The organism is Enhydrobacter aerosaccus (assembly GCF_900167455.1).
Lineage (GTDB): Bacteria > Pseudomonadota > Alphaproteobacteria > Reyranellales > Reyranellaceae > Reyranella > Reyranella aerosaccus.
This window is the reverse complement of sequence record NZ_FUWJ01000002.1, coordinates 539,873-563,492: the sequence shown is the minus strand read 5'-3', so window position 1 is coordinate 563,492 and position 23,620 is coordinate 539,873. Positions and strand designations below refer to the sequence as shown.

The window sequence follows — 23,620 nt, the reverse complement described above, 5'->3', positions numbered from 1 at the left end:
CGGGGCGGCCTGCCTATGTTCGGCCACCCAGACGATCCCTGTGGGAGAGACCGCCTCTTGAAGGCGGCGCCGAAGGAGCAACCGGCCCCGGAAACTCTCAGGCAAACGGACCGCAGGAGGATGGGTCTCTGGAAAGCGGTGTGCGCCGGCGACGGCGGACACCCACCGACGAAGTAAGGTCCGATCGCCGACGGCGGTGTGACGGCCGAATCTTTCAGGTCTCCGGACAGAGGGGGTCGCGACGGCGCGATGATTGCGTCGGGCAAACGCGACTCTGACGGAGACTTCTTTGAGCGATCCTGCTGGCGGCCCCCTCAAGCGCACTCCGCTTTACGAGCTTCACCGCGAACTCGGCGCGCGCATCGTGCCGTTTGCCGGCTATGAAATGCCGGTCCAGTACCCCACCGGCATCCTGGCCGAACATGCGCAGACCCGCACCGCGGCCGGCCTGTTCGATGTCTCGCACATGGGGCAGGTGCGGCTCACCGCCAAGCCGGGCCACAACGCGGCCAAGGCGCTGGAAACGCTGGTTCCCGGCGACATTGCCGGCTTGCAGCCTGGTCAGCAGCGCTACACGCAATTCACCAACGAGAGCGGCGGCATCCTTGACGACCTGATGGTCACCAGCACGGGCGATCACCTGCTGCTGGTTATCAACGCTGCCTGCAAGGATGCCGATCTGGCCCACATCCAGAAGCATCTGTCCGCGACTTGCGAGATCGAGCCGATGTTCGCGCGTGGCCTGCTCGCGCTGCAGGGGCCGCAGGCGGCGCAGGCGCTGGCGCGGCTCGCGCCCTCGGTCGCCACCATGAAATTCATGACCGGCACCTACGTCGTGATCGACGGCGCCGAATGCTACGTCACCCGTTCGGGCTATACCGGCGGCGACGGCTACGAGATCTCGACGCCGGCCGACGCGACCGACGCGATCGCGCGCAAGCTGCTGGCCCAGCCGGAAGTGAAGCCGATCGGGCTCGGCGCCCGCGACTCGCTGCGTCTCGAGGCCGGGCTCTGCCTCTATGGCCACGACATCGACACCACCACCACGCCGATCGAAGCCGGCCTGCTGTGGAGCATCGGCAAGGAGCGCCGCGCGAACGGCGGCTTCCCGGGCGCCGCGGTGATCCAGAAGCAGATCGCCGAGGGCGCCCCGCGCAAGCGGGTCGGCCTGCTGCCGGATGGCAAGGCGATCGCCCGCGAAGGCAGCGAGATCGTCATCGGTGGCAAGGTCGTCGGCAAGGTCACGTCGGGCGGCTTCGCGCCGACGCTCGGGCGTGCCGTCGCCATGGGCTACGTCGAGCGCGCTCACGCCGCCAATGGCACCAAGGTCGATCTCCTGGTGCGCGGCAAGCCCGTGCCGGCTGAGATCGTGCCGATGCCTTTCGTCAAACACGCCTACCACCGGGGATAAGGGGAGCTTCCGATGAGCATGAAGTACACGAACGAGCACGAGTGGATCCGCGTCGAGGGCGATGTCGGTACCATCGGCATCACTCAATATGCGCAGGAACAGCTCGGCGACGTCGTGTTCGTCGAGGTGCCGGCGGTGGGTCGCAAGGTCGCCAAGGGCGAATCGGTTGCCGTGGTCGAATCGGTGAAGGCGGCGTCCGATATCTACGCGCCGGTTTCGGGCGAGGTCGTCGAGGGCAACGCTGCGCTGGCCGATGCGCCGGGCGACGTCAATGCCGAGCCGACCGGCAAGGGCTGGTTCTTCAAGCTGAAACTCTCGGACAAGTCCGAACTGGACGGCCTGATGGACGAGGCCGGCTACGAGGCCTTTGTGAAGAGCCTGGGTTAGTCATGATTCGTTCGTTGTGGTTCGCATCATGGCTGGGGGCGCGCGACTTCAGTCGCGCGTCGTGGTCGAGAAGCAAAGATGATCGCGCCACTGGAGTGGCGCGCGCCCAGCAAAGAGCTTTGTAGGAGCCTCCATGCGCTACCTCCCCCTGACCGACGCCGACCGCCGCGAGATGCTGCGGGTGATCGGCGCCAAATCGGTCGATGAGCTGTTCCGTGACGTGCCCGCGTCGGCGCGGCTTCCCGGCAAGGTGGCTGGCCTGCCGGATCATCAGGGCGAACTCGAGGTCGAGCGCGCCTTCCAGGCCTTCGCGGCGAAGAACGTGTCGCCGGCCAACGCGCCCTTCTTCATCGGCGCCGGGGCTTATCGCCATCATGTGCCGTCGACCGTCGACTACATGATCCAGCGCGGCGAGTTCCTCACCTCCTACACGCCGTATCAGCCCGAGATCACCCAGGGCACGCTGCAATACCTGTTCGAGTTCCAGACCCAGGTGACGCTGCTCACCGGCATGGAAGTGGCCAACGCCTCGATGTACGACGGCTCGACCGGCACGTCCGAGGCGGTGCTGATGGCCAACCGCGTGACCCGCCGCCACAAGGCGCTGATCTCGGGCGGGCTGCATCCGCAGTATCGCGGCGTCATCCAGACCACGGCCCGTTGGGAAGGGTTCAACGCCGTCGTCGCCAAGACGGATGTCGACGGTTTCGAGGATCTGATCGCCGCGATCGACAAGGAGACCTCCTGCGTCGTGGTGCAGAATCCGAGCTTCTTCGGCCATGTGCGCGATTTCACCAAGCTTGCGGAAGCGTGCCACGCCGCCGGCGCGCTGCTGATCGTGGTGGTGACGGAAGTGGTGTCGCTCGGCCTTATCACGCCGCCGGGCGAGATGGGCGCCGACATCGTCGTCTGCGAGGGCCAGTCGATCGGCAACGGGCTCGGCTTCGGCGGCCCCTATGTCGGCCTGTTCGCCACCCGCGAGAAGTACATGCGCCAGATGCCGGGACGCCTCGTCGGCGAGACGGTCGATGCCGACGGCAAGCGCGGATTCGTGCTGACGCTCAGCACGCGCGAGCAGCATATCCGGCGCGAGAAGGCGACCTCCAACATCTGCACCAATGCGGGCCTCTGCGCGCTCGCCTTTACGATCCACCTGACGCTGCTGGGCGAGGCGGGATTCCGGCGGTTGGCCGAGCTCAACCACGCCAAGGCGTCGGAACTGGCCGACCGCGTCGCCGCCATTCCCGGCGTCGCGGTGGTGAACGACAGCTTCTTCAACGAATTCACCGTGCGCCTGCCCAAGCCGGCGGCGCCGGTGGTCGAGGCGCTGGCGGCCAAGGGCATCCTGGCCGGCCTGCCGGTGTCGCGGCTCATTCCCGACGATCCCTCGGTCGCGAACCTGCTGCTGCTGGCCGCCACCGAAACCGCGACCGAGCACGGCATGGCGCCGCTCGTCGCCGGCCTCAAGGAGGTGCTGTGATGGTCCAGTCGCTCGACCGTAGCCAGGGCCGCGCCGGCACCGCCGTTACCGACGCCACCGCCGCGCCAAAAACCTTCACCGGTAACCGCGCGCTCCAGATCGAGGAGCCGCTGATCTTCGAGATGGGCCAAGCCGGACGCTGCGGCGTCGACCTGCCGGAGCCGCCCAAGGTGAAGGACCGCCTCAACGGCCTGCGCCGCGGCGGCGAGATCGGTTTGCCCGGCCTCAGCGAGCCGCAGGTGGTCCAGCATTACACGCGGCTGAGCCAGAAGAACTACGCCATCGACATGGGCGTCTACCCGCTCGGCTCGTGCACGATGAAGCACAATCCGCGCATCAACGAGAAGGTCGCCCGCCTTGCCGGCATCGGCGATCTGCATCCGCTGCAGCCGATCTCGACCGTGCAGGGCGCGCTGGAGCTGATCGACACGCTGGCGCACTGGCTCAAGACCCTGACCGGGATGCCGGCCGTGGCGATGTCGCCGGCTGCCGGCGCGCACGGTGAGATGTGCGGCATGATGGCGATCGCCGCTGCGCTGGACGCGCGCGGCGAGCGGGCACAGCGCAAGATCGTTCTGGCGCCGGAATCGGCGCACGGCACCAATCCCGCGACGGCCGCCGCGCTCGGCTTCACCGTCAAGGCGATCCCGGCCAACGAGCGCGGCCGAGTCGACCTGGCCGCCTTGAAGGCGGCGCTGGGTCCCGAGGTGGCGGCGATCATGCTGACCAACCCCAACACCTGCGGCCTGTTCGAATCGGAGATCGTCGAGATCGCCAAGGCTGTGCACGAGGCGGGCGCCTACTTCTATTGCGACGGCGCCAACTTCAACGCCATCGCCGGCCGCGTGCGGCCGGGCGATCTCGGCGTCGACTGCATGCACATCAACCTGCACAAGACCTTCTCGACGCCGCATGGCGGCGGCGGGCCGGGTGCGGGCCCGGTCGTGCTGTCGGCGGCGCTGGCGCCCTTCGCGCCCTATCCCTGGATCGTGAAGAACGGGGACGCGTGGACGGTCGCGGAGGAGGGCACCGCGGTTGCCGGCACGCCGTTCGGGCGGCTGAAGGCGTTCCACGGCCAGATGGGCATGTTCAGCCGCGCGCTGGCCTACATCATGAGCCACGGCGCCGACGGGCTGAAGCAGGCCTCGGAGGACGCGGTCCTGTCGGCCAACTATGTGATGGCGGCGCTGAAGGACGTCATGACGCCGGCCTTCGACGGGCCGTGCATGCACGAGGCCCTGTTCGACGACAGCTTCCTGAAGGACACCGGCGTGAGCACGCTCGATTTCGCCAAGGCGATGATCGACGAGGGCTATCACCCGATGACCATGTACTTCCCGCTGGTGGTCCATGGCGCAATGCTGATCGAGCCGACCGAGAGCCAGGCCAAGGAGGATCTCGACCAGTTCATCGGCGCGCTGCGGTCGCTCACCGAGCGGGCCAGAAGCGGTACCGCCGTCGAGGATTTCAAGGCCGCGCCGCGCTTCTCGCCGCGCCGCCGCCTCGACGAAACGCTGGCCGCCCGCAAGCCAATCCTGCGCTGGCGCCCCAGCAACAACCCGCCCGGCACCGATCCCCTTCGCCAGGCGGCGGAGTAGGCGTCGCTGCCCTCGGCTCCGGGGGCCGGGGGCGCCATCGGCCCGGGCAGACAGGTGTCATCTCCAGTCGGGCGGCGTAAGCTCCGCGCTTCAACGAAGGATCCTTGGCGTCGTCAGGTCGAGATCCCTCGCTGCGCTCGGGATGACACCACAGGCAATTCGAAGACGTCGATGCGCCGCAGGCAAGGCCATTCCCCGAGGCAACGCCCCGAACAGCAATGAGAGCGCCCCGGCAGTGTCATCCCGAGCGGAGCGAGGGATCCCTTGCTGGAATGCGGAGGGTACGCCGCCGTCGCAGGACCGCTTACTTGGCCGCCACAGGAGCAAACTGCGGATTGGCGTTGACGCGGGCGATCAGGTCTGTGCGCGTTACCGCGCCGGTATTGATGTCGACAATCGCGGGCTCAAAGGTGCGTAGCGACCGGTTCACATATTTTTCGTTTGTCATCGGGCCAACCGACAATCCTATCGCGGCTGTTGTGCCGCTATAAGATAAGTCTACTAAACTCATGTAGGTTTCTAAGTGTGTGACTTGCCGGGTAACCTCGCCTTCGATCACAAACAGGTCGTATCGATGTGGCTCGCTATACCGTTTAGGATGTTTTCGCTGTTCCTCGGCTCGTGCATCCTCGCTCAATGAGCGAGCGATGTAGGCGACACGCTCGCCATCACGAGAGGTCGAGATTTCGGGAAGGCCGGACAGTTCAATCGGAGCAGACAGGGCTCTGTCGCGCGCGAGGATTTGGGGGAAGGCGATCTGCGGCTTGCTGCCGAACTTCATACGATAGGGTAGGCCGACTCCACGGGACGTGCTTCCGACTTCTTTTGCGGCCGCGATAGTGTCGGACGCTCTTGGGCCCCATCCGATAAAAAGAACTTCGTCCTGCGAGAGGAATTGGGCGCTATTTATGCTGTCGAACTCTTGATTCGTATCCAAGAGGCGTTGTGAATGGTTGGTATCCAAGTCCTGCAGGCACAAGTACTGTGGGAATCCGCCAGCGATAATCAAGAGCGCGTGGTCGCCGGGCTGAGATGCGGAAATATAGCCATGATGACATTCATTCTTGAATGTTCTCAGGAGTCGCAGACTCGCCAAGTCGAAGAGGCCAACCCCCGCGTGTAGCGGGGCCGTGCCTGGGCGCCATCCGGTGGCGTTCCGTGGCGAATGGCCTGCCTGCGGCGCATCGACATTTTCGAATTGCCCGTGGTGTCATCCCTGGTTGCGCGGAGTAACCTCCACGCTTCAGGGAGGGATTCTTGGCGGTTTCAGGTCGAGATCCCTCGCTCCGCTCGGGATGACACTGTCCGGAAATGGCTGGACAGGCGGCACTCCCGATCGGTTGGTTCAGGCGAGGCGGCTTTGCCGCCACCAGCGAGGAAGCAGGCCATGGGAGCGATGAGCGTACTGGTGCCGGTGTTCGGCGTCTTCATTCCGGCGCTGCTGCTGCCGGGGCCCGATTTCGTGGCCGTGGTCCGCTCGTCGCTGACGCGCGGCACGCGGGCGGGGCTGCTGACCACGATCGGCGTCTCCACCGGTCTCGGCTTTTACGCGACGCTCAGCCTGCTCGGGCTCTCGGCGGTGCTGGTCCAGTATCAGTGGCTCACCTGGGTCGTGCGCGTGCTGGGCGGCGGCTACCTGATCTACCTCGGCATCAAGCTGCTGCGGGCCAAGCCGGCCCCGGTCGAGGCCGATGTCGCCTGCGGTCCGATGCGCGGCAGCGCCCTCGTGTTCGGCTTCCTGGTGACGCTGACCAATCCCAAGGCGATCGTGCTGTTCGCCAGCGTCTTCGCGACCGCGGTCACCGCCAGCACGCCCGGCTGGCTGATGGTGCTGATGATCGGCCTCGTCGTCGCCAGCAGCCTCACCTGGTATTCGATCGTCTCGCTGTTCATGTCGTCGGCGCCGGTCATGCGCCGCTTCCAGCATGCGCGTCACTGGATCGAGCGCGTCGCCGGAGTGTCGTTCGTGCTGATCGGCGGCCGCATCATCGCCGACGCCCGCAACCCGGTGACGCCGTAGGGACCTTCAAGATCTACGCCTTGATCGCCAGTATTCCATAGGATACAATCATCGGGTGGTCAAAATACGCCAGACACCGGTCTTCGCCGCTTGGCTTGAAAGGTTGGAAGATCGGCAGGCGCGGGCGCGTATTTATAGGTGCGATTGGATCGTTTGGCCCTCGGCCTGGCCGGGGATGCGAAGTCTGTCGGCAGCGGCGTGAGTGAATTGCGAATAGATTATGGCCCAGGCTATCGAGTGTACTTCAAGCAGCATGGTCGCGAGTTGGTGATCCTGTTGATTGGAGGGGACAAGAGAACCCAGAGCCGCGATATCAAGCGCGCGGTGGCCATGGCTCGAAACCTCTAGGAGATTCCTGATGGGACGCAAGAAAGTCAGGACGACACGTTACGACAGTGCCGAATTGCTCAAGACGCCGGAAGATATTGCGGCATATCTGGAAGCGGCCATGGAGGACGGCGATTCGCGCGTTATCGCCGCTGCTCTTGGGAATATTGCAAGGGCGAGGGGAATGAGCGAACTGGCACGCGAGACGGGCCTTGGCCGGGAAAGTCTCTACAAGGCCTTGTCGCCGGACGGAAACCCGGAGTTCGGAACGATACTAAAGGTGGTCCGTGCCCTTGGGCTCCGCCTCCATGCCGAGGCGATGTCGAACTGAAACGGGTGATTCGCCCTGAAGGGCGACATCGGCATCAGCGATGGCGGACGCTGCTGGGATCAGACGCTAGCTGCGTGCCGCCAGTCGGTGTGGAGAGAGCAGACCGGGGGCTTCGGTCGCCGCGGCCCATGTTAGGCTTTCGCCTCTTCACTCTGGCAGGCGGGTAACCGATGCGCATCTTTACGACATTGCCGCAGGAGGACCTGCGGAAGGTGGTTCCGGCGGCCCAGGCGATCGAGGCCGACGGCTATACCGGCGTCAGCACGCAGGAGAACAAGCACGATCCCTTCCTGGCCCTCGCCGTGGCCGGCGCCACGACGCGGCGGATCGAGCTGCACACGGGCGTCGCCATCGCCTTCGCCCGCTCGCCCATGGTCTGCGCCAATATCGGCTGGGATCTCGCCGCCAGTACCGGCGGCCGCTTTACGCTGGGGCTGGGCTCGCAGATCCGCGCCCACAACGAGAAGCGCTTCTCCGTGCCCTGGTCGGCGCCGGCGCCGCGCATGCGCGAATATGTGCAGGCGGTGCGGGCGATCTGGACGGCGTGGAAGGGCGACGGCAAGCTCGCCTACGAGGGCAAGCACTACCGCTTCACCCTGATGACGCCGAACTTCGTGCCCGAGCCCTATGACGGCCCGCTGCCGCGCATCGGCATCGCCGCCGTCGGCCCGGCCATGATGAAGGTCGCGGCCGAGGAATGCGATGGCGTGAAGCTCCATGTCTTCTGCACGCGGCGCTATCTCGAGCGGCAGATCCTGCCGATCCTGTCCGAGGGGCTGGCGAAGGCGAGCCGGCCGCGCGAGGCCTTCGATATCTCCGGCGGCGGGTTCGTGGTCACCGGCAAGGACGACGCGGCGGTCGCGAAGCTGTTCGAGTGGGTACGCTATCGCGTGGCCTTCTACGGCTCGACGCCGGCCTACTGGCCGGTGTTCGAGGAGCACGGTTTGGGCGATCTCGGCCGCAAGCTCAATGCCATGACCAAGGCAGGGCAGTGGAGCGAGATCGCCGCGCAGGTGCCCGACGATGTCGTCCATCTGTTCGCCGCCGTCGGCCGCCACGACCAGATCGCCGCGGCCATCGAGCAGCGCTTCGGCGGCCTGGTCGATTCGATCAGCGCCAGCGCCAACTCGTCAAAACCGGCCGACCTGCCGCCTGACCTGATCCAGGACATCGCCCGCCTGCCGACGCGGTACGCGGCGACGTGAACGGCAGCATCGTTGCTGCACTGACTTTGTAACAGCCATGCTAGCTGATGACCGCGAGCGATAGTAATCTCGGTGGGTTCGGCCGAAGGTTGCGTCGATGATGAGTGTGTTCGCGGCGCGCCGCATGGATGAAATGGCGCCGACCGAGCGGGCGGTAATGTGCTGTTCGCCAGTATTCGAGCGGATGCGCCCGTGAGCCGTGGCAGCGACGTCCTGTTTCTCAGGGCCCTCGACGTCGCGCCGAATGTCGAGGCGTTGTCGCAACTGGTCCGCCATCTTGCGCCTTATCGGATCATGGCGCTCGATCTCGATCGGGACGCTCCGCAGAAAGACGATGAAGGGTGGTTGAACGCCACCCTTGAGGTGCTCAACACCGCGCTTTTGACGATGCTGCCGTTTGTCGTCTTAGCTATCTTGCTCAACTTGAGCCAGAACGGCTTCAGGCTGAAGACGGTTTCTAGTCTCATCATCGCCGTCCTTATGGGCGTCAAGATTTATAAGAGGATCAGCAGGAGCGAAGTTTCGCGACAGCGGCTTGGCGGGGGATCTGATCTTACTCTCTGTGTCTCGCAGCAGGCACTGGAGGAAGAGAGGGAGCGGCTCGGGTGGGGTTGCGGCTTTGCCGTTATCGATTTGTCGCGCAAGGCGGACCCATCAGATGGGGAAATCGCGTACCTCGAAAAGACCAAGCCGGGGTGCACGATCGTGTTGCTTCCTGAATCGGCGTTGGTGCCAATGGAGGTGCAGCGGCTCGGTGCGCCGGTCGTGCGCTACGGGGAAGGCGCTCCCGATCTCGCTGATCAGCTACGATCTGTACTCGGTTCTCTCGCGGCGGCAGGTAGTGTCGAAATAGGGAAGGGGCCAAGGAAAAGACAAGTCTTGCCGTGAACAGCATCAGTTCGGGACTCTGCCCAAGAGGCTGAACGCCGCGCGATAGGCGCTTGGTGTCGTGCCTAGCACGCGGAGAAAGCTGCGGCGCATGATCTCCTCGGAGCCGAAACCGCAGCGCAGCGCCACGCGCTTCACCGGCGTGCGTGTATCGGACAGCAATCGGCGCGCGGCTTCGAGGCGCAGGCGTTCGACGGCACGGGCGGGGCTCAGTCCCGTCGCGGCTGTATAGTGGCGGCTGAAGCTGCGTTCGCTCATGCCCGCCTTCCGGGCCAGGGCGGTCAAGGACAGATCCTCGGACAGGTGGTTGCCGATCCAGTCGTTGAGCGCGCCGAACCTGTCCTCGGCCTTTTGCAGCGACAGCGTCGTGCTGAATTGCGCCTGCCCGCCGGGTCGCTTGAAGAACACGACCAGCTGACGGGCGACGTCCAGCGCCAACGGCCGACCGAGATCCTGCTCGACAAGGGCAAGCGACAGATCGATTCCGGCCGTCACGCCGGCGGAGGTCCAGATGGCGCCGTCCTGCAGGAAGATCGGATCGGACTCGACCCTGGCCTTGGGGAAGCGCCGCGCGAGCTCGGCGCAGCGTGTCCAGTGGGTGACGACGCGCCGCCCCTCGAGCAGGCCGGCGGCGCCGAGCAGGAAGGCGCCAGTGCAGACCGAGACGACGCGGCGGGCAACCGTCGCCCGGCGCCGTACCCAGGTGGTCAGTCGCCGATCGTCGGCGGCCGCATAGACGCCCGGACCGCCGGCCACCACCAACGTGTCCACCGCTTGGCGCGGAGACGGCAACCGATCGGCCGCGATCCCGAGCCCGGCCGACGTAACCAGCATCGGGTCGCTATCGGCGACGACCCGCACCGCATAGGCAGGGAGGCCACCGGTGCGTGCAAGCCTGTCATTGGCGACCGTGAAGACCGACAAAGCGCCCGCAACGTCGAGGAGGTCGACCCCCGGGAAGGCGAGGATCTCGACCGACAGTGGCCGTGCTGGCGGGATTCGTGGGTTCTGTGGCATTCGGCGCGAATGCTGCCGCGCTAATCTGGTCGGGTCGAGTGGAATGGAATTGGCGCCGCGTGGGTGCGCGCGGTGCGTCGCAACCCCGGAGATCGTGTCATGGATGCTGCCCCGATTGCGCTGCTGGTCGTCGATGTGCAGCGGGCCTTCGATCTTTGGGAGGCGGAAGGGCAACGCCGAAACAATCCCGATGCCGTCGCCCGCATCGTCGATCTGCTGGCCGCTTTCAGGCGAAGCCAGCGGCCCATCCTGCATATCCGGCACGCGAGCCAGCGTCCGAGTTCCTATTTCTCACCCGACGCGGCCGGCTACCCGGTCAAGGACGAGGCGCGCGAGATCGCGGGCGAGCCCGTCATCGTCAAGCGGGTGAACAGCGCCTTCATCGGCACCGACCTGGAGGCGCAGCTGCGGGCGGCCAATATCCGCTCCCTCGTCATTTGCGGCGCGACGACCAATCATTGCGTCGAGACCACGACGCGGATGGCCGGCAATCTCGGCTTCGATGCCTGGCTGGTGCGCGATGCGACCTGGACGTTCGATCGGATCGGACCCGATGGCGAGCGGCACACGGCGGAGGAGATCCATGCGATGACGCTGTCGAACCTGCACCGGGAGTTCGCGCGCGTTGTTCGGACATCGGAGGTGATCGAGCGGCTCGGCACTGAACCGTAGCGACGCCAGCGCTGGGCTGGTCCAAAAGTGCGATATTCGCTTGACATTATATTGCGATACACGCAATATCCAGCAACGTTCGAGGACAGAGCAGTCAGCTTCTCCGGTTGGAGGGACGGACGCGCATGCGGGGTATTCGGCGCTGAGCAGCCAGTCTCCCGAACTTTCCCGAATTCGGGAAATGGTCGTTAAGGACTTGAGATTGCAGGATTTCGGGAATTCCCGAAGAGTGTTTTTCTTCGGAGCGGGGACCCGGACCCGCGGCGTCCTCGATGCTGGCGCCCAAGCGCGGGGGCTGCGGGAGACGCCGGACAAGCTCCAAGTCACGACTGGAGCGGCGGGCCGGATCGAGCGTGGCAAAGCCAGTCCCGTTTAATTTCCGTTTATTTAACGGAAAGGCGCTGCCGGCGGGTTGGCGCGGCACAAAGAAAAAGCCCCCGTCTTGCGACGGGGGCACCAGGTAGCCCGCGATTGTTTTATGCGGGCGATGCTGATGATCGAAAGCTCAGTGCAGGCGCCGCGGCAGTTCGGCGATGGCGTCGTCGACCAGCGCCTGGGCCTTGTTGCCGGCAACCTGCTCACGCAGGAGGGCCCGGCTGGCCGCCATGGCGACATCGACGGCGAGGTCGCGGACTTCCTTGGTCGCGGCGGCTTCCGCCTGCGCGATGCGGTCGGTGGCCTGCTGCTCGCGACGGGCGATGCTCGCCTGCCGCTGCTCGGCAGCGTTGCGCGTCAGGTATTCGGCTTCCTTCTTCGCCTGGGCGATGATGCCCTCGGCGAGACTGGCCGACTCGGTGAGGGCCTTCTCGGCCTCCGCACGTGCCCGCTGCGCCTCGGCGCGAAGCGCTTCCGCCTCGCCCAGGGTGCGCTTGATCAGGGCCGTGCGGTCGTCCATGAGCTTGTTCAGGCCCTGGACGATCTTCTTGCCGGCAATGGCGACGAACAGGACGAAGGCGACGGCGACCCAGAATTCCGGGCTGCTGAAGGTGCCTTCCTCATGCGCGGCGGCGTCGTGCGTGTCCGCGGCCAGGGCGGTCCCGAACATTACTTGGTCCCTTTCCGTGCGGTCTCGACGGCCTCGGCGACCTTGGCGGCCACCTGCGTTCCGTCGACATTCCCCACCAGCTTGCCGAGCACGGAGCTCGTGATCTCGGTTGCCAGTGAAGACAGGCCGGCCAGCGCCTGGGCGCGTTGCTCGGCGATGCGCCGCTCGGCTTCGCCGATCTGGCCCGCCAGCTTCTCACCGAGAGTGGTAAGATGCGCCGTGGTCTCGGCAGCAGCCGCTTCGGCCGCCTGCCGCACCGTTCCCGCTGCCTTGCCACGCGCCTCGGCCAGCGCCGCGCGCTGCGCTTCGGCGGCGACGCGGGCGGCGTCGTTGGCCTTCTGCGCGGCGTCGAGATCCGCTTGGATCTTGCCTTCGCGCGCCTCGATCGTATGGCCGATGCGCGGCAGCACGAGGCCCGCCATCAGCACATAGAGCAGGGCGAACGAGACCACCAACCAGAAGATCTGGGTGGGGAAGCTCGTGACGTCGAACTGCGGCATGCCGCCAGCGGCATGCGCCGCCGCCGGCAGGATGGCCAGGACCAGACCCCAGCCCGACGCTCGGAGTGCCGAAACAGGCACGACCGCGCTCAGGCGAACAGCGAGATCAGCGCGACGATCAGCGCGAACAGCGCGATGGCTTCCGTGACCGCGAAGCCGATCCAGATGTTGGCGCCGATTTCGCCCTTGGAGGCCGGGTTGCGCGACAGGGCCGTGATGTAGCTGGCCCACACGTTGCCCACGCCGATACCGGCGCCGATCATGCCGATGGCGGCGAGGCCTGCACCGATAAACTTGGCGGCTGAGGCGTCCATATCTGTCTCCTGTTTCTCTACTAAAGGTTTGTCGTTGATGGGTACGGGCGCGGCGATCAGTGCAGATGCAGCGCGTCGTTCAGGTAAATGCAGGAAAGGATGGTGAAGATGTAGGCCTGCAGCACGGCCACCAGCAGCTCGAGCGCGGTGATCGCCACCAGCACGGCCAGCGGCACGGCACCGAAGATGCCCAGCGCCACCACGAAGCCCGCCAGCACCTTCAGCAGCACGTGGCCGACCGTCATGTTGGCGAACAGACGGACCGACAGGCTGATCGGACGGCTGAGATACGAGACCAGCTCGATCGGGATCAGGATCGGCGCGGTGAACAGCGGCGCGCCATGCGGGAAGAACAGCGAGAAGAAGTGCAGGCCGTGCTTGAACAGGCCGATCAGCGTCACCGCCAGGAAGATGACGGCGGCCATGAAGAAGGTGACCGCGATGTGGCTGGTGAAGGTGAAGCCGTAGGGGACCAGGCCCAGGATGTTGCCGAACAGCGTGAAGATGAACAGGCTGAAGATGAACGGGAAGAACTTGCGGCCGGCGGTGCCGACATTGTCCCGTACCATGTTGCCTATGAATTCGTAGAAGACCTCGGCCAGCGCCTGGATGCGGCCCGGGACCATCGCCGCCTTGCCGGAACCGACCAGCAGCAATCCGGACGAGATGACCACGGCGCCCAGCATGAAGATCGCGGAGTTGGTGAGGGCGATGGGATGATTGCCGATCGTGAACAACGGATCGGTCACGTTATGGATGGCGAACTGCTCTAGCGGACCTGCCACGATTCCCAATCCCCCAAAAACACCCGACTACTTCTTCAACCGCGCATCCCGTTCGGCCTTGTCGCGCCGCTCTTCGGCCTGCGCGACCCGGTACACGTTCGAGAACGCGGCCCCACATCCCAGGATGAAGCCGACAATCAGAAGCCAGGGTTTGGTCCCCAACCACTGGTCGGCCATCAGGCCCAGGAACGCGCCGGCGACGACGCCCGCCACCAGCTCGATTGCGATCCGCATGCCGACGCCAAGCTTTTCGCTGCCGCCGCCTGCGTTGCCGCCCGTCGATCCGGAAGGCTTACCGACGCCCTTGTCATAGGCCTGGCGAACGTCCTTGAGACGCCGGTCCAGTTCGTCGGCTTTTCGCTCGTCCTCGGTCATCACCTGCTCCGGCGAAATCGCGCCGGAACCTATTGGCTGGGCACCGGAGGTGTCAAGCACGGGAGCAGGCTCACGACCCGGAAAATACGGCGTATTTCCGGGCGTCGGTCGCTGGTCTAGGCCTTCAGCACCGAGAATCGGGCATCGCCGTCGCGCACGACCTGCGGCACGAGGTCGACCTCCCACTCCAGGTACTGGCGCATGGCGGCCTCGACATCCTCCTTGAAGTCGTAGGGGCGGTACCAGACGTCGGTCGGCGGATCGCCCATTCGGACATGCCCCGTCTCGAGCGCGAGGCCGGCATCGCGCCATGATTTGAGGCCGCCGGCGAGGACGGAGACCGGGAGAGTGCCTGCAATTTCCTGGGCTTCGGGGGCGGCGAGGGTGGCAATTTCACCATCCGGTGACACCAGCACGATGCGCAGGACGCCGGCCTGCTGGGCCAGCATGGCCGGGATCGACTTGTTGAGATTCGCTCGCACCGCAAACCACGCCCCCGGTATGTGGCCGTCGCGGTACTTGAGGCTGGTGTCGAGGTCGATCACCAGGGTGGTACCCAGCCGCGCGTTGAGTTCGGCCGCCGATACGGTGGGCGGGGTCGGCAGGGTGAAGCCTGCCGGGTAGCGCGGTTCCGCTTCCGTCGTGAGTTCGCCGGCCTCGGGCTTGTGGTCGAGTATATAAGTCTCGCCCCAGCCCATCTGCACCAGCCAGTGCGCGGTCAGGGTGGCGCGCACGCCGTCATTGTCGTGCAGGACGATCCTGGCATTGCGGGCGCCGACATATTGATCGGTCGCCTGAACAAGTTGGCCACCGGCGGCATGGCGGAAGCCCTTGAGATGGCCTTGTGCATATTCCGCGGGATCGCGCACATCGAGCCGGTAGAGCGGGCCGCCCTTGGCTTCGAGGGCCGCCAGTCCGGCCAGATTGATCTTCTTGAGATGGAGCCGCTCGGCCAGCTTGGCCGCGGCGGCCTGGGCGAAGGCCGCCGCGTCGGCTCCCTGCGGACCGAAGCTGCGGGTCTCGCCGCGGGCAACCTTCAGGCCGGCGAGATGCCAGCCCATGGTGCCGTTCTTAAGCGCCATCACCTTGTTGGGCAGACCGGCATTGATCAGCGACTGCGCGCCGATGATCGAACGCGTTCGACCGGCGCAATTGACGACGACCAGCGTTTCCGGCCGCGGCGCGAAATCCTTGACGCGGTAGACGAGCTCGGCGCCGGGACAGTCGACGCCGCCCGGGATCGACATGTTGTGGAACTCGGGCATCGGCCGCGAATCGAGGATCACCAGGTCCGCCTTGTCGTCGATCAGCTTCTGCAGGTCGGCGGCATCGATGCGGGGCGTGTCGTTGTCGTGCTCGACCACCTCGCCGAAGGCCTTGCTCGGCACGTTGACGCCGGTGAAGACCTCGTAGCCGGCCTCGCGCCAGGCTTTGAGCCCGCCTTTCACGACGGCGAGATTGGTGTAGCCCAGGCTGGAGAGACGCGCGGCGGCGCGGTTGGCGCGGCCCTGCCATTGCGGGTCGCGGTCCTCCTCGCCGCTGTCCATCAGCACGATGCGTGTGTCGGGATCGGGCAGCAGCGCCAGGGCGCGCGGCTCCAGTCGCGACAGCGGCAGCGGCGTCGCGAACAGCGGATGGCCCTGCGTCGAGAATTCGCCTTCCTCCCGCACGTCGAAGAAGGCGAAGACTTCGCCCGAGTTCAGCATCGCCTTGACCTGCTGCACCGACACGAGCGGCGTCAGGATCTTCGCCTTAGCCATGAACCGCCTGGCGGCACCGGTCGCGAGATCGACGCTGACCCGATCCGGCAGGTGTTCGAGGCTGAGGCCGTAGAAGTGGAGATGCAACGCCTCGCCTGAGTCGGCTGGCGTCTCGATATGGTGGAAGTCTTCCGGCAGGAAGGCGATGAAATCGCCACGGCGCAGCGTCTTCTCTTTCGCTGGCGCTTCGCGGAGCTGCACGACGTCCGGCCGCGCGCCATTGTCGAGGCGATCGTAGACGACGTTGCGCTCGGCGCCGTGCACGCCGGCGATGATCGCCCATGTCGTGTGATTGTGCGGCGGCACCTTCTTGCCGGCGCCGCCGGCCGAGGCATAGAGCGCGAAGCGGTGGTCCGGATCTTCGCTCAGGCGGTAGATGCCGCCCTCCCCGCCGAGCGGGAATTCGTCCTGGGGGAAGAGGTCGCTGCGTGCGGCGAGGGCGGCGAGCAGACCACCGATCTTTTCGAGATTGTTACGGGTGACTCCGTCCTTCTCGATCTCGCGGGCCTGGCCGATGAGCTGCCGGACGGCGGCGGCTCGCTGCTGATGCAGGGTCATGTGTACCTCCGATTCGCATTCGCATCAGTATAACGACCGGGCGCTTGTCGCCAGATGGCGCTCAAACTACGGTGCGGACCATGAAGCAGCTTTTTCCAGCGGCCGTGCTGGCCGCCGTGACCGGCTTGGCCGCTTCGGCACTCGCCCAGACCGCAACCACTCCGCCGCACCGCCCGGCTCCGGCCGTGAAACCGACCAAAGCGGCAGCCCATGTGCCGGCCCATGCCGGCTTCCAGCCCGCCTCGCGCGCCGTAGTCCACCGTCCGGTGTTCGTGCCGCCGCCGCCCGTCATCGAGCTCGACGAGGTGGCCGTCAATCCCGATCTGCCGACGGTCCTCGATGCCGAAACCCGCGACCGCTATCGCCGCATCTTCCAGGAGCAGGCGGCCGGTCACTGGGCCGAGGCCGATGCCGAGATTGCCAAGCTCACGGACAAGACCTTGCTGGGCTATGTCGGCGCGCAGCGGCTGCTGGCCTCCAACTATCAGGCCCGGTACGAGCAGTTCGCCGCCTGGCTGCAGGATTACAACGATCATCCCGATGCGCCCGCGATCTATCGGTTGGCGCTGGCCAAGCGGCCGCGCGGCGCTTCCGACGAGCTGACGCCGGCCACCTTCGTGACCCAGGCGCAATCGTCGCCAGCCTTCGCCGCCGCCCGCACGGTGACGGGGGCCGACGCTGCCGACGCCGCCGCCCTGCGCACGCGCCTGCAGCAGATGGCCGATGACGGCGGCTTCAATGCCGCCTTTGCGTTGCTCGACCGCAAATCGACCGTCGATCTGCTGGGACCGCAGGAGGCCGAGCTGTGGCGCGGCCGCATCCGCACGCGCGCGCTCGAAGCCGATTCGCAACGCAGTATGCAGGTGCCGGTCGAGGTCAGCCTGCCGCCGGACGCCAACTGGAGCGCGGGCCTCGCCGCCTTCACCAGCGGCAACATGCCGGAAGCGGCCCGCCGTTTCGAAATGGTGGCCGACGCGCCGCCCGACCAGGCCTCGTCGTGGACCCTGTCCGCGGGTGCCTTCTGGGCCGCGCGGGCCAATCTGCTGGCCGGCAATCCGCAGAAGTTCGCGCCCTATCTCAAGCGCGCCGCCCTGCACAACCGCACCTTCTACGGCCTGATCGCCCAGAAGGCGCTGGGCATGAAGATCGTCGCCGACTGGAACCTGCCGCCGATCGAGCGCAAGGAAGCCGACATCCTGCGCAACGACCGCGCCGGCCGGCGCGCGCTGGCGCTGTTGCAGCTCGGCGCCTCGACCGCGGCACAGCGCGAGCTGTTCGGCGCATCGCTCGATGCCGACCCGCAATACATCGCCACCATCCTGTCGCTTGCCAACAAGGCGGTGATGCCGGCGCTGTCGGTGCGGGTGGCGAACGCGGCCTGGGACATGCGCCACAAGATCCCGGGCTACGATGCGGCCGCCTATCCGCAGCCGCCGTGGCAGCCGGCCAGCGGCTACAGCGTCGATCGCGCCTTGCTGTGGGGCTTCATGCGCCAGGAGTCTGCCTTCAATCCCAAGGCCCGCTCGGTCGTGGGCGCGATGGGCCTGCTGCAGCTCATGCCGCAGACGGCGCGGATCGTCAGCAGCAAGTACGCACTCGAGGCCGAGGGCGGCAATCCGTTCGATCCCTCGGTCAACATATCGCTGGGGCAGGCCTATATCGGTTCGCTCCTGGGCAGCGTCGACGACAATCTCGTGCGCACGGCGGCGGCCTACAATGGCGGCCCGGGCAATGTGTTCCGTTGGGACACCTCGTTGAACGCATCGGCCGATCCGCTGCTCTACGTCGCCTCGATTCCGCTCGACGAGACACGCGACTTCGTGCAGCGCGTGCTGGCGAATTACTGGATGTATCAGATCCGACTCGGCCAGCCGACGCCGTCGCTCGACCAGATCGCGGCGCATGAATGGCCGCGTTATGTGCCGCAGGATACGGGACGCTAGGATGCTGCCTCTTGCCGGGATCAAGGTCATCGAGTTCTGCCAGGTCCTGGCCGGGCCCTATTGCGGCATGTTGCTGGCCGACATGGGCGCCGAGGTCATCAAGGTCGAGCCGCCGGACGGCGACATGATGCGCCAGTGGCCGCCCATCAGTGGCGGCTACAGCGAGAACTTCGCCTCGATCAATCGCAACAAGCGCTCGATCGTGCTCGATCTCAAGGATCCGGCACAGAAGGCGGCGGCGCGCGCCCTGGTGCTGGGGGCCGATGTGCTGCTGGAGAACAACCGGCCCGGCGTGATGGATCGGTTGGGTCTTGGCTACGAGTCCTTCCGCAAGGAGAAGCCGAGCCTGATCTATTGCTCGATCTCGGCCTTCGGCCAGAGCGGCCCGCGCTCGGGCGAAGGCGGCTTCGATGTCACCGTTCAGGCCATGAGCGGCATCATGAGCGTCACGGGCGAGCCCGGCGGCGCGCCTGTGAAGTGCGGTGTGCCGGTGTCGGACGTCGGCACCGGCCTCTACGCCGCCTTCACCATTGCCGCGCTGCTACGCCGCGTCGCCGAAGGCGGAGAGGGCGCGCATGTCGATGCCTCGATGCTGGGGGCGAGCCTCGGCATGGCGGCGCTGCAGACCAGCGAGTATTTCGGCACCGGACGCGATCCGCAGAAGCTCGGTTCGGCCCATCCACGCAACGCGCCCTACCAGGCCTTCCGCGCCCGCGATGGCTACTTCGTCATCGCCGCCGGCAACAACAAGCTGTGGCAGAGCGTGACCGAGGTGGTGAAGCGTCCCGACCTGCTGGCCGACCCGCGCTTCGCCACGACGCAGCTGCGAGCGCAGAACCAGCTGGTGTTGAAGGAACTGCTCGAGATCGAGTTCGCCAAGCGCGATGCGGAGGAATGGATCGCGGCGTTCGAGGCGGCGGGCGTGCCGCACGGGCGCATCAACAGCTACAGCCAGATCCTCGACGATCCGCAGGTCCGCCACATGGGCTGGGTCGAGGAGATGACGTTGCCGTCGGGCGTGAAGACCAGGACCTTCGGTTCGCCCGTCCGCATCTCTGGCGTCGACCTGCACAAGCGGCTGGAGCCGCCGGCGCTGGGCGCCGACACGCAATCCATTCTGGGCTCGTTGCCCGCGAAAGAGGCTGCCGAATGAACATCAACCGCTTGCGCCGCTTCATCGGCGACATGACCTCTCTTGTTGGCGGCGCCTGGCAGGACAAGGACGAGAAGGCCGTCCTCGAGGTCGGGCAGAAGCTTCTCGGCGAGCTCGTCAGCCACGACGACTGGCTGCCCGAGAGCATGGCCAAGAGCCCGCCGCACGGCTATGCGCAGAACCTGCTCTGGTGCGATCCGTTCGAGCGCTTTTCAGTGGTGAGCTTCGTGTGGTCGCCGGGCGCGCAGACGCCGGTGCACGATCATCAGATGTGGGGCCTGGTCGGCATGCTGCGCGGCGCGGAAACGTCGCAATCCTTCGTGCGCGATCCGGCAACCGGCGCGATGACGGCCGGCGAGCCGAAGCAGATGCAGTTGGGCGAGGTCGAGGTGCTGGTGCCGGCCACCGGCGACATCCATCGCGTGACCAATGTGCTGAAGGACAAACCGTCCATCAGCATCCACGTCTATGGCGGCAATATCGGCGCGGTCCGCCGCCATACGTTCGATCCCGCCACCGGCACGCCGAGCCTGTTCGTGTCGGGCTACACCAACCAGATGGTGCCCAATCTCTGGGACCGCTCGGCGGAGACGCGCGCGGCTTCGTGATCAGCCGCTCCATCGAATCATCACAATTGCTGGACACGCTGCATCCATGCGCGTGTTCAAGTCGCTTGTCGTCTCGGCAAGTCGCTGTCTGCTGGCTGCCAGTCTTGCCGCCACGGTCGGCACCACGGCGTTCGCGGCCGGGCCGGCCTACGGGCCGGAACTCGAAGGCTTCGACTATCCGTTTCCGGTGTCCCACTTCCCGTTCTCGTCGCAGGGCGAGAAGCTGGAGATGGCCTACATGGATGTGCGTCCTGACCATCCCAATGGCCGCACCGTGGTCCTGCTGCACGGCAAGAACTTCTGCGCGGCGACGTGGGATACGACGATCCGTAGACTGAACGCTGCGGGCTATCGCGTGATCGCGCCCGATCAGGTCGGCTTCTGCAAGTCCTCGAAGCCGGCGCATTACCAGTACAGCTTCCAGCAACTCGCCGAGAATACGCGCGCCCTCCTGAAGTCGCTGGGCATCGAGAAGGTCATCCCGATGGGACACTCGACCGGCGGCATGCTGGCGGTCCGTTATGCCCTGATGCATCCCACCGAGATCGAGCAACTGGTGCTGGTGAGTCCGATCGGCCTCGAGGACTGGAAGGCCAAAGGGGTGCCCTGGCAGGGAGTCGATGCCCTTTATCAACAGGAGCGGCAGGTCACGGCCGACAAGGTCCGCGCCTACGAGCGCTCGACCTATTACGCCGGCACCTGGAAGCCGGAATACGACAAGTGGGTCGAGATGTATGCCGGCCTATATGCCGGGTCCGGCCGGGACATCGTCGCTTGGAATTCGGCTCTGATCTACGACATGATCTTCACGCAGCCGGTGTTCTACGAGTTCGAGAAGCTGGCCATGCCGGTGTTGTTGATCATCGGCGACAAGGATACGACCGCGATCGGCAAGGCGCTGGCGCCGCCCGATGTGCAGGCGAAGATCGGGCACTACGACGTCCTCGGCAAGGAAATCGCCCGCCGCATTCCGCACGCCACCTTGGTCGAATTCGCCGACCTCGGGCACGCGTCCTTCATCCAGGATCCGGACCGCTTCTTCGCCGCCTTGCTGAAGAGCCTGCCTCGTTAGAAGCCGCAGGCGCTACTGCTTGGGATGCGGATGGGTCGGATCGACCCAGTACACCGTCTCCGGCTTTTCCGCCGGCTCGAGGTCGATATTGATGGCGATCGCCTCGTTGTCGGAGCGCACCAGCACGCATTCCAGCGGCTCGGTGTCGGAGGCGTTGATTTCTTGGTGGGGCACGTAGGGTGGCACGTAGATGAAGTCGCCCGGGCCGGCTTCGGCGATGAATTCGAGCTTCTCGCCCCAGCGCATGCGCGCCTTGCCCTTCACCACGTAGATCACGCTCTCGAGATGACCATGGTGATGCGCGCCGGTCTTGGCGTGGGCATGGATAGTGACGGTGCCGGCCCACAGCTTCTGTGCGCCGACACGGGCGAAGTTGATGGCGGCGGCGCGGTTCATGCCGGGCGTCTGCGCGGTGTTGGTGTCGAGGGAGCCGGCGGGGATCACCCTTACGCCGTCATGTTTCCAATCGGTCATGATGCTGATCTGCCTGAGTTGCGCTGCGCCTTGGTCTTCATCTAAGGACTGCGCCTCGCCTCGACAAGCCAGGGGCGCTAGAATGACGCCATGAGCAAGATCGACGAGACCAAGCCGTTCAAGCCGGTGAATATTGCGGTCCTGACCGTGTCGGATACCCGCACTCTGGAAACGGACAAGTCAGGTGACACGCTGGTGGAGCGCCTCAAGCGCGACGGCCACGTCCTCGTCGATCGTGCCATCGTCACCGACGATATCGCCGCGATCCGCGCCCGGGTGAAGAAGTGGATCGACGATCCCAAGGTCGAGGCGGTGATCACCACCGGTGGTACCGGTGTTACCGGTCGCGACGTCACGCCGGAGGCGTTGGAAGGCCTGTTCGAGAAGAAGATCGACGGCTTCGGCGAAGTGTTCCGCTGGGTCAGCTTCCAGAAGATCGGCACCTCGACCATGCAGTCGCGCGCCACCGCCGGCGTCGCCAACGGCACCTATATCTTCGCGCTGCCCGGCTCGACCGGCGCCTGCAAGGACGGCTGGGACGAGATCCTGCACTGGCAGCTCGATATCCGCTTCCGCCCCTGCAACTTCGCGGAGCTGATGCCGCGGCTCAACGAAGGGAAGATGCCGCGCAGCGGCTGAGCGTCTGTCTGCAGCGTCAGTCGATGAGCTGGTCGGCCCGTAGCAGGATCGCGCTGGGAACCGTAAGGCCGAGCGCGGCAGCCGTCCTGGTGTTGACGGCCAGTACGATGCGCGACGGCCGCTCGACGGGCAGATCGGCAGGGCGCGCGCCGGCCAGTATCTTGCCGACGATTTCGCCGCTCTGGCGGAACAGGTCGCGCTGGTCCGCACCGTAGGTGATGAGCCCGCCCATCTCGGCGAACTCCGGGAACATGCTGATGGTGGGCAGTCGGTAGCGCAGGCCGAGATCCGCAACCTGCTTCGGCACTGTTCCGAACACGGGCGACGACATCAACAGCACCGCTTGCGCCTTCTTGTCGACGGCGGCTCGAAATCCGGCCTCCATGACCTTGGGCGATTCGACGCTGACGATCTCGAGCGAGAGGCCCCGGGCGGTGGCGATGGCTCGTGCGGCGTCGGTCTGCACCGACCCGGTGGTCGGATCCCACAGGGCGGCGACCCGTTGCAAACCAGGGATCAACTCGCCCATCAGTTCCAGCCATTTGCCGCTGAAGTCCGCATAGTCGAAGAACAGGCCGGTAAGATTTCCTCCGGGACGGGCCAGGCTCGCTATGAATCCGCTGGCCACCGGATCCGATTCGAGGTCGAGGGAGGCGATCGCCAGCGCCGTGGTGCGTGCCCGAGCCTCACGGGTTGCCTGCGGTCCGACGGCGAACAGGACGGCGACCTTGCGCTCGACCAGCTCGCCCGCGAATTGTCCCAGTCGACCGACGTCGTAGTCGGCCGCGCGGACAATGATCGACACGTTGCTCCCATCGATGAAGCCTTTGCTGCGCAAACCTTCGGCGAAAGAGGCGAGGCGCGGATTGGACGCCTCGACCTTGCCGGGATGAAGGAAGCCGACTTCCGGCATCGACCGTGTTTGCCCGACCGATATTTCCGGTATCGCCACGACGCCGGTCATTGCAACCAGCACAGCCCGCCGTTTCATCTCCCCTCATTCGGCAACCGCGCACCGAGCGCACGCACACTAGCATGCGCGAGCCCGGCAACCGCTA

General features: G+C 65.9%; 25 protein-coding genes and 2 riboswitches. Of the genes, 15 read left to right on the top strand and 10 right to left on the bottom strand.

All coding sequences use genetic code 11. From position 1 onward, the window contains the following. Window positions 1–31: 31 nt before the first annotated feature. Window positions 32–123, top strand: a riboswitch (glycine riboswitch). Between the two features lie 3 nt (window positions 124–126). Continuing rightward, a riboswitch (glycine riboswitch) is annotated at window positions 127–232 on the top strand. 57 nt (window positions 233–289) lie between these two features. From gcvT to gcvPB, 4 genes are all read left to right on the top strand, one after another. Continuing rightward, window positions 290–1,411, top strand: a complete 1,122-nt coding sequence (gcvT, locus tag B5D62_RS11975) for a glycine cleavage system aminomethyltransferase GcvT (protein ID WP_085934091.1) — start codon at window positions 290–292, stop codon at window positions 1,409–1,411. A gap of 12 nt (window positions 1,412–1,423) precedes the next feature. Beyond that, complete coding sequence (gene gcvH / locus B5D62_RS11970) at window positions 1,424–1,798, top strand: glycine cleavage system protein GcvH (protein WP_085934090.1); 375 nt, start codon at window positions 1,424–1,426, stop codon at window positions 1,796–1,798. A gap of 133 nt (window positions 1,799–1,931) precedes the next feature. Continuing rightward, window positions 1,932–3,278 carry an aminomethyl-transferring glycine dehydrogenase subunit GcvPA gene (gene gcvPA, locus B5D62_RS11965; protein WP_085934089.1) on the top strand — a complete coding sequence of 449 codons (1,347 nt, stop codon included), beginning with the start codon at window positions 1,932–1,934 and terminating at the stop codon, window positions 3,276–3,278. Next, window positions 3,278–4,876, top strand: a complete 1,599-nt coding sequence (gcvPB, locus tag B5D62_RS11960; protein WP_085934088.1) for an aminomethyl-transferring glycine dehydrogenase subunit GcvPB — start codon at window positions 3,278–3,280, stop codon at window positions 4,874–4,876. Before gcvPA ends, gcvPB begins: the two co-directional genes overlap by 1 nt. 304 nt (window positions 4,877–5,180) lie before the next feature. Here gcvPB and B5D62_RS11955 read toward each other — a convergent pair whose 3' ends face one another. After that, a complete protein-coding gene (locus tag B5D62_RS11955) occupies window positions 5,181–5,840 on the bottom strand; it encodes a hypothetical protein (protein WP_139373852.1) in 660 nt (219 codons plus the stop codon). Window positions 5,841–6,263: 423 nt separating this feature from the next. On the opposite strand from B5D62_RS11955, the gene B5D62_RS11950 reads away from it, so the two are divergent. From B5D62_RS11950 to B5D62_RS11930, 5 genes are all read left to right on the top strand, one after another. Further along, window positions 6,264–6,896 (top strand): LysE family translocator, encoded by a 633-nt coding sequence (locus B5D62_RS11950; RefSeq protein WP_085934086.1) that lies wholly within the window; start codon window positions 6,264–6,266, stop codon window positions 6,894–6,896. A gap of 138 nt (window positions 6,897–7,034) precedes the next feature. Further along, window positions 7,035–7,244: a type II toxin-antitoxin system RelE/ParE family toxin gene (locus B5D62_RS11945; protein WP_336470157.1), complete on the top strand. Its 210-nt coding sequence runs from the start codon at window positions 7,035–7,037 to the stop codon at window positions 7,242–7,244. A gap of 10 nt (window positions 7,245–7,254) precedes the next feature. After that, the gene (locus B5D62_RS11940; RefSeq protein WP_085934084.1) at window positions 7,255–7,554 is read left to right on the top strand and encodes an addiction module antidote protein; all 300 of its coding nucleotides are present in this window, start codon (window positions 7,255–7,257) and stop codon (window positions 7,552–7,554) included. A 170-nt stretch (window positions 7,555–7,724) separates the two neighbouring features. After that, window positions 7,725–8,759: a TIGR03617 family F420-dependent LLM class oxidoreductase gene (locus B5D62_RS11935; protein ID WP_085934083.1), complete on the top strand. Its 1,035-nt coding sequence runs from the start codon at window positions 7,725–7,727 to the stop codon at window positions 8,757–8,759. 159 nt (window positions 8,760–8,918) lie between these two features. Then, entirely contained in the window at window positions 8,919–9,647 is a 729-nt protein-coding gene (locus B5D62_RS11930) for a hypothetical protein (protein ID WP_085934082.1), read from the top strand. A 6-nt stretch (window positions 9,648–9,653) separates the two neighbouring features. Here the strand turns inward: B5D62_RS11930 and B5D62_RS11925 are convergent, their stop codons facing one another. After that, window positions 9,654–10,664, bottom strand: a complete 1,011-nt coding sequence (locus B5D62_RS11925) for a GlxA family transcriptional regulator (RefSeq protein WP_085934081.1) — start codon at window positions 10,662–10,664, stop codon at window positions 9,654–9,656. A gap of 99 nt (window positions 10,665–10,763) precedes the next feature. Here B5D62_RS11925 and B5D62_RS11920 point away from each other — a divergent pair, with 99 nt between their 5' ends. After that, window positions 10,764–11,336: a cysteine hydrolase family protein gene (locus B5D62_RS11920; protein ID WP_085934080.1), complete on the top strand. Its 573-nt coding sequence runs from the start codon at window positions 10,764–10,766 to the stop codon at window positions 11,334–11,336. A gap of 505 nt (window positions 11,337–11,841) precedes the next feature. Here B5D62_RS11920 and B5D62_RS11910 read toward each other — a convergent pair. The 6 genes from B5D62_RS11910 to B5D62_RS11885 form a co-directional block, all read right to left on the bottom strand. Then, entirely contained in the window at window positions 11,842–12,381 is a 540-nt protein-coding gene (locus B5D62_RS11910) for a F0F1 ATP synthase subunit B family protein (RefSeq protein ID WP_085934078.1), read from the bottom strand. Beyond that, window positions 12,381–12,962 (bottom strand): F0F1 ATP synthase subunit B family protein, encoded by a 582-nt coding sequence (locus B5D62_RS11905; RefSeq protein ID WP_085934077.1) that lies wholly within the window; start codon window positions 12,960–12,962, stop codon window positions 12,381–12,383. Before B5D62_RS11905 ends, B5D62_RS11910 begins: the two co-directional genes overlap by 1 nt. Window positions 12,963–12,970: 8 nt before the next feature. Further along, on the bottom strand, window positions 12,971–13,195 hold the full coding sequence (locus B5D62_RS11900) for an ATP synthase subunit C family protein (protein WP_085934076.1): 225 nt from the start codon (window positions 13,193–13,195) through the stop codon (window positions 12,971–12,973). Window positions 13,196–13,251: 56 nt separating this feature from the next. Next, the gene (locus B5D62_RS11895; RefSeq protein ID WP_085934735.1) at window positions 13,252–13,980 is read right to left on the bottom strand and encodes a F0F1 ATP synthase subunit A; all 729 of its coding nucleotides are present in this window, start codon (window positions 13,978–13,980) and stop codon (window positions 13,252–13,254) included. 27 nt (window positions 13,981–14,007) lie between these two features. Beyond that, window positions 14,008–14,355 (bottom strand): AtpZ/AtpI family protein, encoded by a 348-nt coding sequence (locus B5D62_RS33345; RefSeq protein ID WP_170920899.1) that lies wholly within the window; start codon window positions 14,353–14,355, stop codon window positions 14,008–14,010. A gap of 116 nt (window positions 14,356–14,471) precedes the next feature. Then, window positions 14,472–16,673, bottom strand: coding sequence for a rhodanese-like domain-containing protein (locus tag B5D62_RS11885; RefSeq protein WP_085934074.1), 2,202 nt, complete (start codon window positions 16,671–16,673; stop codon window positions 14,472–14,474). Between the two features lie 80 nt (window positions 16,674–16,753). On the opposite strand from B5D62_RS11885, the gene B5D62_RS11880 reads away from it, so the two are divergent. The 4 genes from B5D62_RS11880 to B5D62_RS11865 are packed head-to-tail and all read left to right on the top strand — an operon-like array spanning window position 16,754 to window position 21,449. Next, complete coding sequence (locus B5D62_RS11880; protein ID WP_085934073.1) at window positions 16,754–18,616, top strand: lytic transglycosylase domain-containing protein; 1,863 nt, start codon at window positions 16,754–16,756, stop codon at window positions 18,614–18,616. A 1-nt stretch (window position 18,617) separates the two neighbouring features. Continuing rightward, window positions 18,618–19,769: a CaiB/BaiF CoA transferase family protein gene (locus B5D62_RS11875; protein WP_085934072.1), complete on the top strand. Its 1,152-nt coding sequence runs from the start codon at window positions 18,618–18,620 to the stop codon at window positions 19,767–19,769. Next, entirely contained in the window at window positions 19,766–20,377 is a 612-nt protein-coding gene (locus B5D62_RS11870) for a cysteine dioxygenase family protein (RefSeq protein ID WP_085934071.1), read from the top strand. The genes B5D62_RS11875 and B5D62_RS11870 overlap by 4 nt, the downstream gene beginning before the upstream one ends. A 46-nt stretch (window positions 20,378–20,423) precedes the next feature. Beyond that, complete coding sequence (locus B5D62_RS11865) at window positions 20,424–21,449, top strand: alpha/beta fold hydrolase (RefSeq protein ID WP_085934070.1); 1,026 nt, start codon at window positions 20,424–20,426, stop codon at window positions 21,447–21,449. A gap of 12 nt (window positions 21,450–21,461) precedes the next feature. On the opposite strand, the gene B5D62_RS11860 is transcribed toward B5D62_RS11865, so the two are convergent. Next, complete coding sequence (locus tag B5D62_RS11860) at window positions 21,462–21,923, bottom strand: cupin domain-containing protein (protein WP_085934069.1); 462 nt, start codon at window positions 21,921–21,923, stop codon at window positions 21,462–21,464. 90 nt (window positions 21,924–22,013) lie between these two features. Here B5D62_RS11860 and moaB point away from each other — a divergent pair, with 90 nt between their 5' ends. Then, window positions 22,014–22,562, top strand: coding sequence for a molybdenum cofactor biosynthesis protein B (gene moaB, locus B5D62_RS11855; RefSeq protein WP_085934068.1), 549 nt, complete (start codon window positions 22,014–22,016; stop codon window positions 22,560–22,562). A 16-nt stretch (window positions 22,563–22,578) separates the two neighbouring features. Here moaB and B5D62_RS11850 read toward each other — a convergent pair whose 3' ends face one another. Beyond that, entirely contained in the window at window positions 22,579–23,553 is a 975-nt protein-coding gene (locus B5D62_RS11850) for an ABC transporter substrate-binding protein (RefSeq protein ID WP_085934067.1), read from the bottom strand. Between the last annotated feature and the right edge of the window lie 67 nt (window positions 23,554–23,620).